This window comes from Arthrobacter sp. H14 (assembly GCF_000520495.1).
GTDB lineage: Bacteria > Actinomycetota > Actinomycetes > Actinomycetales > Micrococcaceae > Arthrobacter_C.
In genome coordinates this window covers 54,546-64,949 of record NZ_KI914642.1, presented here as the reverse complement: position 1 = coordinate 64,949, position 10,404 = coordinate 54,546, and the positions used below count along the sequence as shown (strand labels likewise).

The window sequence follows — 10,404 nt, the reverse complement described above, 5'->3', positions numbered from 1 at the left end:
CGTCCCAGAAGCGGGCGCGGTGGCTGGTGGGGATGGCGCTGATCTGCAGCCAGGCGATCAGGTTCGAGGCCAGCGCTGCGATGTCCGCCCATGCCTGGTTCGCCGCAAAATCGAAGAACGGCAGTTTCCGCATTCCGCTGTTTTTCAGTGTCTTGATCCGGTTCTCGCACCGGCCCCGTGCCCGGTGGCAGGCATCAAGGGTGGGTCCGTGCCAGCGTGGCGAGTTCGTCAGAAATGCGGTGATCCGGTGACCATCCACGTCCAGCAGGGTGGGCTGGGCGCCGGGGTGCAGGGGTTCGGCGCGCAGGAACAGTTTCGTCCCGGGCGGATAATCGGCCAGGGGTATGACGTCGGTGGCGTTGATGACCCACGCGTCGGCGCGTTCGCTGCCATCGGTATTCAGGGCCGGTTCCCAGTATTGTTTGTCGCTGATCCAGTCGACCATGTGTGCCTTACCGGACGGAACCGGGTAGGACACGGAGAACTGGGCGCCGGCCTCGTGGATGTGCCAAAGGAACTTGCGGGAGGCTCCGGCGCTGTCGGTACGGATCAGCACCTTCTCACCAATCAGTTGCCCGATCTGGTCATGGAATCCGTCGGGCAGTGCCGCCGTGGCGGTATCGAAGACACTGATGTGGTCGTCGGCGCTGTTGGCTCCGGCGTTGCCCGGGCGCAGGAGCGCGGCGAGGATCTCGCCGGTGCCATCGGCTGGCCCGTAATCGATGCTGGCAATGAATGGTGAGAAACCGTAGCCGCCCTTGTAGTCCCCGGCAACGGATTCCTTGTCCGAGTGCGATGCCACCAGGGTCGCATCAATGTCCAGGACCGCGGGGTCGGCCGCGGTGGCCCGGGCCGCCGGGCTCCGGTCACCGGCCGCTTCCCAGACCATCGTGCGCAGCATCCGCGACAAGGTCTGCGTTCCGTGGGTGAAAGCTTCCGGACTCGCTGCGGCGCGATCGAAAAACCGCGAGACCGTGGCATTGGAGGCCACCGCACCGAAGGCCTCGGGCTGGGAGCGGAACATATCAAGGTCCGAGACATGTTCACCGCCGGCGGCGAGCATCAACGCCAACTGGCCGATCACCGTACCGGGGCGGTGGCTGGCACCGGCGGGGACGAACTGGCCCAACCGGTCCTCACACAGTCCACGGAAACCCAGGGCATCAACGAACTCAGTCAACAGTTTCGCACCCGCATGGGAGATCAGCGACTGGCCGGTGAAATCGACGGGCAAAGACGGGAAAACAGACGGTAGAATCGTCACCGGAAGGGTGCTCCTTCGTAAGTGGAAAATTTGGCTTCAACAACCTCTATTTTCCCTTGTCAGAGCACCCTTCCCCTGCTTAAACACACACCTTCAGCCAATCAACGATGAAAACCCCGGGCTAGTATAAGGAGAAGTCACATTACTGCCGTCATGGAACCTGCCCTTAAGGACGGGCAGGGCTTTCGAAAAGATATCCAAGGACTTCGCGCGCTGGCCGTAAGTCTAGTGGTGTTATACCACCTTTGGCCGAACCGGCTTTCCGGCGGGTTCGTTGGAGTAGACGCTTTCTTCGTCATCTCCGGTTACCTCATAACAGCGCACTTGCTCGCTAAACCGCCGGCCCGGTTCCATGATCTAGCGAGATTTTGGAGTCGTCGTATTAGACGGCTACTCCCTGCGTCCCTTGTTGTTCTGGCAATAACCGCCGTGGCAACCCGTCTGCTGGCACCGCCTACCCAGTGGGAGCAGATATCACGGGAAATCCTTGCTTCTGCTTTATATATATTGAGAACTGGGCGTTGGCGTCGTCCGCGACGGATTACTTGGCCGCTGACAATAGTGCTTCTCCGGTCCAACATTTCTGGTCCCTTTCGGTGGAAGAACAGTTCTATCTGCTGTGGCCGATACTTTTACTCGCCGCATTCTGGGTGGCCCGCCGCTTTAAGCTTTCGCCAAGGACCACTGCGCAGACGGTGATCTCAGGCGTAATTTGCCTGTCACTTGCCATCTCCGTGACGGCGACTATCAACGAGCCTGCCAGCGCATACTTTATTACCCCCACCCGCATGTGGGAACTCGCCATGGGTGGAGCAATAGCGACTCTGCCAATCATGTCGACAAGATTGGCGTCCAGCTTTGGGCCGCTTCTAGCATGGCTCGGAGTAACGGCCATCGTGATTTCTGCTGTGTACTACAGCGGCTCAACTCCATTCCCCGGATATGCAGCGCTCGTACCAGTACTCGGCACAGCTCTCGTCATTTGGACTGGCGCATGCGGTGCCTTCTCACCGACCAACGTGTTCCGGCTTCGCCCCATCCAGTGGCTTGGGAACGTTTCCTACTCCGTGTACCTATGGCATTGGCCGCTGATTGCGTTGATCCCCTATGTCAGTGGTGGACATCTCGGAAGGTTGGACAAGGCATTCATCCTCGTCGCGACGCTGCTGCTGGCAGGAGCCAGTAAAAAGTTCATTGAGGATCGGTATCGCGTCAGTAAGCCAGGCGCATCGCTGGCGGCAACGTATCGTCTCGCGGGCGTGGGAATGATAACGGTTGTGGCATTGTCCGCCGGCCAGCTGGCGGAAGTGGAGTACCGCCAAACTGTGGCCACCAATCAGTTGAAGTCAGCCGTCAATGGTAACGACCCATGTTTCGGCGCGTCTTCGATTGCTGCAGGATTTGATAAGTGCCCGCAGGATCCGACGGCTGACCCTGTCCCCGACCTCACTCTCGCAAGAACGGATAAGGCTGAGGCCTACGAGGATCACTGCTGGAATAACGCCCCATTTACCGAGCGAACGAAATGTACTTACGGCTCCGGCCCGAAACAGGTAGCGCTCGTGGGCAATTCCCATGCTGGACACTGGTTGCCAGCCCTCCAGATCATCGCCGAACAAAAGGGATGGACTATAACGACATATCTAGTCTCGCGGTGTAACCCGACAGACGCGCCGCTGACTTTTGATACTCCAGAAAAGACGGAGAACTGTCTGGAGTGGGGCCGCTGGGCCATGGAGGAAACTAAAAGCACCAAGTATGACCTTGTCATTACGTCAGAAAGGCAGTCGGTGCCAGTTCAAGGCTACAACTATGCAAATTCCGCTGAACCGGCAAAGAACGGGTACATCTCCTACCTCAAAGACTGGTCCGAGGGCGGCACCAATCTGGTGATCATTAAAGATCCGACTTTTCCCGGTGGCTCCGTACCAGACTGTTTAGCGGAGAACCTCGAAAACCACTTGTCATGCTCTGGTACGCCTGAGGAATGGCATGTTATGACTCCATTGTTCGCAGCGGCAAAAGAGCTGGCACGCCCCAACATCCATGCGGTCAATCTTGACAGCTATTTCTGTGGAGAAGACCGATGCCGGGCGGTTATTGGAGGCGTCGTTGTATACTTCGACGGTTCGCATATAACTGCTACATATGCGCGCACCTTGGCACCGTATTTGTCGAATGCCATTCGTCAAGCACTCTAGCTATCCGGCCCCCACCCAAGTCCCGGGGTGCATACGCATCAGGCCGGCGACGTCGACAAGTCCCCCGCCGATTGAAGTATGTCACTGCGGTTCTTCCCAAGGTTGATCAGACAGCGTTCACTCAGCATACTGACTATAGGGCGAACCCAACCAAAGGAGCGTGGCACTAATGAAGGCATGGACGCGTTTACCCGACTGGATCATTATCGCCGGCGGAATCATTGCCGCATTTTCCCCGTCGTTCTTTCCCACCACTCCGGCTTCCGCCGGCGCTCTGGCACTCTGGCACTCTTGGGCGGGCTACTCGTGTTGGCCGCCGTAATCAACCTCGCAGCTCCCAACGCCGTCTCCGTGTTCTGGTTCGAGGCAGTATTTGGATTATTGCTGTTTCTGACACCTTGGGTTCTCGGCTACACAGCAAATGCAGGCTCTGCCTGGATCGCATGGCTGATCGGCTTCACAGCGTTCGTCATTGGATTGGGATCTGCCATCCGCGGCAAGAAGGTTCACCGTCAGGAAACAGGTCCTCCGCGGGCAGCGTGACGGCGGGGAGTCAGGAGTCAGGATCCGATGTCCGCTTTGCTAACGACGTCGTATATCAGTTCGCCTTCAGCGGCCCTGACCCCATCGGTTGGTTTGTGTGCCGTCGTCCTTCCCTTGGGCATAAGATGCCGGACATCGAGTCCATCTAGCAGGACGCCATGGTCCGCGATCAATCGTCGATGGCAACGCCACCAGACGGTTTCGCTGCACATGATCGCCGTATGGCGTCCACTCGCGTCAGCGATGAGCTCAGTGAGGGCAGCAAGAAATTCATCGGAGCGCATATACCCTGCATAGGCCCGGAATGACTCATTCCGCAACGCCAGGTCCGGCGAGTCCGGCAGGAGCTTCCGGAAACCGCCGAGCCGCTTCTCCCATCGGTATCCGATCCCTGCTGCCGGCAACCATTCCTGCAGGCGGTCCTTACCAAAGTGTGGGTGCTTTCGGCTTCCAGGACCAATCCGGACGTCGACGAGGGACTGGATGTCGTTGTCATTGAGAAGTTGTGTAAAAATCCGACTGTGGCGCTGCTCCGTGTCCCACCGTGAACAATAACGGTCCTGTCGTGATCATATTCCGCTCCTGGCCGTACCCACCGAGCCAACCCTTACGATGACGCGGGGGCAGCCTTGAAGCTCAACTTGCCCTTGGCCGTGGAGCACGGAATCCATTGTGCATGTCCTGAACTGAACTCCACACGATGCCGGTACAAAACGTTGCGGCCGGTAATCAGCACGAAGGCATCCAGCAGGTCGTCCTTCGATGCACCCGCTCCAAGTTCATCCAGTCCGGCAAGGAAACGCGCCGAGATCTCCCCGGGTGTGCGTGAAAGAATCTCGCCGGGGAACGAATGTGTGGGGCCGTCTTTCCTTGGAATGACCTGAAGCGCGGCCGAAAGCTGGTTTTCGGCCGGTTCGCCTGCTGACTGATCCCAAGTGAACCTGCCTATGAGCTCTAGCTCTCCGGTGCTCAACACAGCCGACCGTTCACATACGAATTGCATTTCGTCCATTTTCAGCCGATCTGTTCGTTGTTCCCATGCTTTTTGCACTATCGTTCCTAAACGTTCCAGCACTCCCCCGAAACCAAACTTCCGGGTGCCCTCCCACGCGCGCGCACTCAGCTTCTCAGCGAAGGCACTGTCAGTGCACAGTTGCACAATTGCCGCCGCCGCTGCTTCGATATCTCCCCGCGGCACGAGGAAACCATCTACACCATCTTCCAGGACGTCTTCGGGGCCGTAGCGGATGTCGTATGCGACTGGAGGACAGCCGAGGCCCAGACTCTCCAGCAGGGCGAGTGGCTGGCCCTCCTTACTGCTGGTCAACAGGGAAAACGCGGCAGTCTTGAATTGCGCTGATGCCATCGGAAGATACCCATGCAGTTCGACGTGGTCCTGCAGCCCCAGCTCCTCGATATGCTCCTGCAGCTCATGACGCTGCTTACCGGTCCCATAAACGTCCAATTTAACCGTCGGTACGGACCGGCGGACGATATTGGTTACGTCGATGGCCGCACGGACGTTCTTGACTTCTTCAAGCCGGCACACCATAACGCCCCGGTGAGGATTCCGTTGCCCGAATGGCGGCAGCGCATCGGCGCGGGGTGAAGGATTGGACAGGCAGAAGAGATTATTCGCGGTCCCATACCTGTCAATGAAATCCTGCTTATGGCGTTCAGTCAGGAAGAGTAGTCCATCCCACCGTTGGGAAAACTCTGTTAGCTCCCGCCGTCCCGGAGCCAGTTTGCCCCTCAACGGGTCTCCGCCACCGGAAATGTGACTGTTATGAAAGACGGCAAACTTCATGATGTGGTCGGCGTCGAGCGTGCCCACATGTTTTATGGTTTGTTGACTATCGACAATAAAGACGCTGGGCTCACCGCCCGTCAACTCCAGCATCCAGGCTTGATAAAACTCGTGCCGGCTGGCAAAAGCTGCCACGCACCGGCCGTCGTTGTCGAGCAACGAGATCGAGCGTCCCTCCCCACTGCCGGCTTTCGGCTTGGCCTCCTCTAAAAGAAAAGTGCTGCCATCCTGCCGGAAGTATTCGCGCCGGATCTCCGTCTCGGCATCGAGGGTGCGGAGTACCCGGCAAAAAACCGACCCCTCAGCATCCCGCACTGTCTGCGTCTGGACGTCGCTCAGTTGCTCGAGCGGCTCACTCGTATTTTGCGCGTCGATAGACGGGCGACCAGAAAGATCCTTGGAACGGTAGTCATGATAAATGTTGAGGATGTTTTGGCCGTCCACAATGTGCCCCGCCCTCATCAGGTTCGCGCAAATGTCCTCGTAATTCGGTTGGACGTCGAAGGTGATGACCGGGGCATGGATTCCGGCGAGCTGTCGCATTGTCCGGGACCGGGTGAGACACATTGTTGTCATGCCACCAAACTCCACGCCGACTCCCCACGTCACCATGAAGTACCGGAATGGGGGAAGGTTTACGTTGCTGGGCACACTGATTTCCTCTCGACGAATCACCGTCCAGCATACCCAGTCGGATTCAGGTTCAGTCCAACACCTCTTCGACAGCCCGGAGGAACCGGCTCATGCACGCTCCCGGGGCGGTGTCACCGAAGTGATACTCGACCTGGGCGAGTTGCTCCTGAGGGGTTCCTGCCCTCATAAGCCGCTCAATGATTTGACGCACTTCAGGAGCTTCCGACTCCGGCATCAGCCACAGTGCGCCGGCCAGACCATCCGGATCCACTTTGGCACTGGGTTCGGATGGCTTTGTCACAATCATGGGTTTACGGGTGGATAGCCAGTCGGCGGCCATGGCAGAGATATCGACAATGCCGACGTCGGCAGCGTCCATCGGCCAACCGAATTCCCGAGCATCGTCCACAACGTGGTGGGCATCCGGATCTGCTTCATTAGCCCTGGCTATGGCTGATTTAATCGTCGCTGACGCAACCGCCTGGCGCTTGTCCTGGACCCCAACCCTGGGGTGTGGACGGTAAACGAGCCGGAAGCGGGGATCCGCGAGTAATTCGGCAACTATAGTTTCGCCGTGCGAAACGATGGAGCCGTACGCCATGGCTGCCCGGTCCCCCTCCCAAGTGGGAGCATAGAGAACGACTGTCCGGCCGTCGTCGGGCATTGGACGTGGGTTCCTCGGTACGTCAAGTTGGGGCCGGCCAATTTCCAGAAGATGTCCGACGTCGAAATTCCGCAGTTGCCTCTGGATGCGGTCCCGTGATGCGGCGCCGGCTACAAAGGCGTAGTCGTAAGCCTTCAGCTGGTTCGATGCCATAGAGGTCTTATCGCTCTCGCCATGGCTCAGGTGGATATGGACGGGTTCAGTAAAGCGCAGCGGCAGGAAATTTTCCTTGTTGTTGTTCACATAAAAAAAGATCTGTATCGGGTGAGAACCGAGGAAGCGCTCCTGCTCAGGCATACTCGTGGCCAGTACGATCGGTAACGGACAGTCAACGATCAGGTCGAGAGCGGCCCGCGGAGTGCGGACCAGCAGGGCAACGGGATGGGATTCCGACAGCCGCCGCATGGGCTCATACCACTGGCGTACCTGATAGGCGTTGATTCGTTCGTCGGCAAAGTACAGGGCACATTCAACGCTTCCCGCCGTTGGGAGTTGACCAGCGAGCCGGCGCCTGGCCTTCGCTTCAAGCCATACATTCGCTGTCCGCCTGAGGATGACGTTGGCTCCCCGCGCAGACTTCTTCAACAGTGACAAGCCCGACCTACTCGTCCGCTGCTTCTCCGGCGCTGGCATGGAACTGATGGTTCACAAGTTTCTTCCTGCGCTCAGTAATCAGGTCGTGAACGGTTGAGACGAAGATGTCCGTTGAATCTCCCTTGGCAAGGTCACCAAAGTAGAATCGGCGCACCTCGGCGCGTTCTGCTGAAGACTTATCCTGTTCCAAGGCAGCGGATATCAAGCCATACGCTTCGTTCACAGAATCGCCGTCGATGACGGGGCAGGAACGGGCGACTGGCGCGTCGCGTTCGAGACAAGGCCTATCCGTCCTCCGGTCAGTAAGGACCAGTGGCCGTTCCGGATAAAGGTAAAGAAAATCCAAACCAACGCTGGACACATCGGTTACCAGCCCATCGACGCCGCCGAACATTGCAAGAATATTTCCCTGCTCAGAGACTATGTGCGGGGTCTGACGGTCAATATTCGCTTCTTCGATCGCCTGGACAATTTCTTCGTGTGCCTGCGCAACGTCCCGGTTCGGGCTCGACGCAACACGGGGATGCGGTTTGTAGACCACCCGTGTATCGGGGAGGGCGAGCAAGGCATCTACGATTTGCCGTCCATACACATCCAGCGATGTGTAATTGTTCGACTCGTTTTCACCTTCCCACGTTGGCGCGTACATTACAGTCCGCAACGCGGAAGGTTCGAGCTCCGGGGGGTAGCCGAGGTCCAGTTGTGGCCGTCCCACCATCACGAGCTTCGATTCGTCGAAATCGAGAAGGACCGAACGGTGTCGTTCCAATGCCGCAGGACCCGCGATGAAAACCTTGTCGTAAGCCTTGACCTGATTGGACACCATGGAAAGCTTGTCGCTTTCACCGTGATTGACGTGAACGTGGACCATGCGGGCGAAGGTCAGCGACTGGAAATTGTTCACGCCATTATTGACATAGATGCCAAGGGAGTAGTCGTTGGCGTCGAAGAGTTCCATGAGATCGTCGAAACGCCGGGCGAATATCATCGAAAGGGATGTGCGTCTCCGCAATTCGCGCAGCGCACCAACCTTCCGGAAGACAAGCAGGACCTTGTGATCGCGGTTTAGACGTTCGAGCACGGGGAGCCATTGTTCGAGTTGATAGGCCTTCGCTGCGACATCGCTGAAATAGACTACGACATCCGCAGGAACAGAGATGCCATGGATTTCATGGTTGGACCGGGACGCACCGCGTAGGCCCATCCAGTTGCGCAACCAGATGCCAGTCGGTGACGAAACCGCCACTTGCACCTTTTTACCGATCCAGTCCTTCAACTCATTCCTCTAATTCGAAGTTCGCCCTGCTGCTCCAGCCAACTGTGCAACACAAGCCTTTCGCTTCACGTTACGGTAGCAGGTTCGGCCACTTGCCACGTACGCTTAGCAACAAACACAGACAGTTTCAGCTGTGGGGAGTTTCTGGTTCCCCATGACTGATGCCGTCCTTCCAACTCAACCAGACTTGTACTGTCTCGAAAGGTGATCATTGCGTGCCTATTTCCACTGAAGTACCACGGCGCATCCTGAATCGCATCGGCCGGGGTATTTCGGCTCGAGGTACCGGCGGTGGACCGACCAGGCCCGGCGATTCGGTAGCCCGCGCCAAACACTTTGTCGTCACATGGGCAATTCCGGACAACTATGGCGGCATGACGAACGCATTGTTCCATCGTTCACGCGCCCTTGCGCGGGAGGCCGGTTTGAACGTTACGGTACTTACCTTCGACTGGCGTCCAAATTACGAAGATGCACGGGAAGCGCTGCAGCGTAGAGCTGCCCTCACTAAAGGCGTCGAACTGCTGAACCTGTGGGAGTGGCTAGCGGATCTAGACGATAGGCGCCTTCGTGCTCTGGGCGACAGGCAAAGCCGGGAGGACTTCAAGCCGTTGGACGCGTCGGAAGCACCAAATCAGAATCGAATGGACCGTCGAAGGCGTTACTCCCAGGACGGGAAAACCCTTCTGCAACAGGACTATTACCGGCAAGACGGTTCGCTGCTTGTATCAGATCGTTTCGACGTTGCAGTCGCCGAAGGAAAAAAAACAGTCCGCCGGATTTTCCTCTGCGATAGCTCAGGGAAGCCGGTTAGAACGTTGACTAACTCGTCAGCCCTGTATCACTTATGGCTTGATCAGCTCACGGCCGGCGATGACGCTTTCGTGATCGTAGACAGCAAGTTCGCCGCTGACTTTATTGCGCAATATCGCCGCTCGAATGTCACCACGATGTATATGGTCCATGGTGCGCATATTGATTGGCGGGTACGTTCGCCCTATGCGCCGTTGAGCCGCGTGCGCAGGGACGCCTTTGCAGGTTTGGAACGGTTCGACGGGGTCGTGCTCCTAACCGATCGCCAGAAGTTCCATACAGCCATGCGTTTGGGTGACTTCGGCAATCTGACTGTCATCCCGAATAGTTGGAACCCCGGTTCCCAAAAAGTCGAGACGAAGGAACGGGATGAAGCCCGGGGGATCATTGTGGCAAGTTTGGACAGTCGAAAGCAGGTTGACCATGCAGTCCGGGCAGTATCAGCACTCAACACTCCGGAAAAGGCTTCATCCCTTCATATCTTCGGTTCAGGTTCTCAAGTTGATTTTCTGAGCCAGTTGATTAGCGATAACCAGATGGGAGAATCCATCCATCTGGAGGGGTTCACAAACAATGTGGCTGGCGAATTTGCAAGGTCCTCGTATTCCT

General features: G+C 57.5%; 8 protein-coding genes and 1 pseudogene. 4 read left to right on the top strand and 5 right to left on the bottom strand.

The features are described 5' to 3' along the window. A partial coding sequence (locus tag Y707_RS0107360; protein WP_051441748.1) for an IS1380 family transposase occupies positions 1-1,264 on the bottom strand: 1,264 nt, incomplete at its 3' end. Positions 1,265-1,417: 153 nt separating this feature from the next. Here Y707_RS0107360 and Y707_RS33450 point away from each other — a divergent pair. The 3 genes and pseudogenes from Y707_RS33450 to Y707_RS33445 all read left to right on the top strand — a co-directional run. Then, positions 1,418-1,744, top strand: a pseudogene (locus Y707_RS33450) (acyltransferase family protein); the annotation flags it as partial. Next, positions 1,726-3,465 carry an acyltransferase family protein gene (locus Y707_RS0107350; protein ID WP_081744700.1) on the top strand — a complete coding sequence of 580 codons (1,740 nt, stop codon included), beginning with the start codon at positions 1,726-1,728 and terminating at the stop codon, positions 3,463-3,465. The pseudogene Y707_RS33450 and the gene Y707_RS0107350, both read left to right, overlap by 19 nt. A gap of 78 nt (positions 3,466-3,543) precedes the next feature. Continuing rightward, complete coding sequence (locus Y707_RS33445) at positions 3,544-4,008, top strand: SPW repeat protein (RefSeq protein WP_081744699.1); 465 nt, start codon at positions 3,544-3,546, stop codon at positions 4,006-4,008. 17 nt (positions 4,009-4,025) lie between these two features. Here the strand turns inward: Y707_RS33445 and Y707_RS24260 are convergent, their stop codons facing one another. The 4 genes from Y707_RS24260 to Y707_RS0107325 all read right to left on the bottom strand — a co-directional run bounded on the left by Y707_RS24260 (position 4,026) and on the right by Y707_RS0107325 (position 8,952). After that, the gene (locus tag Y707_RS24260; RefSeq protein WP_253905097.1) at positions 4,026-4,469 is read right to left on the bottom strand and encodes a DUF488 domain-containing protein; all 444 of its coding nucleotides are present in this window, start codon (positions 4,467-4,469) and stop codon (positions 4,026-4,028) included. Between the two features lie 146 nt (positions 4,470-4,615). Continuing rightward, on the bottom strand, positions 4,616-6,466 hold the full coding sequence (locus tag Y707_RS28865; RefSeq protein ID WP_026534585.1) for a glycosyltransferase: 1,851 nt from the start codon (positions 6,464-6,466) through the stop codon (positions 4,616-4,618). 52 nt (positions 6,467-6,518) lie between these two features. Beyond that, positions 6,519-7,706, bottom strand: a complete 1,188-nt coding sequence (locus Y707_RS24250; RefSeq protein WP_051441746.1) for a CDP-glycerol glycerophosphotransferase family protein — start codon at positions 7,704-7,706, stop codon at positions 6,519-6,521. 7 nt (positions 7,707-7,713) lie between these two features. Beyond that, on the bottom strand, positions 7,714-8,952 hold the full coding sequence (locus Y707_RS0107325; protein WP_155852803.1) for a CDP-glycerol glycerophosphotransferase family protein: 1,239 nt from the start codon (positions 8,950-8,952) through the stop codon (positions 7,714-7,716). Positions 8,953-9,197: 245 nt separating this feature from the next. Here Y707_RS0107325 and Y707_RS24245 point away from each other — a divergent pair. After that, a partial coding sequence (locus Y707_RS24245) for a glycosyltransferase family protein (protein ID WP_162150193.1) occupies positions 9,198-10,404 on the top strand: 1,207 nt, incomplete at its 3' end.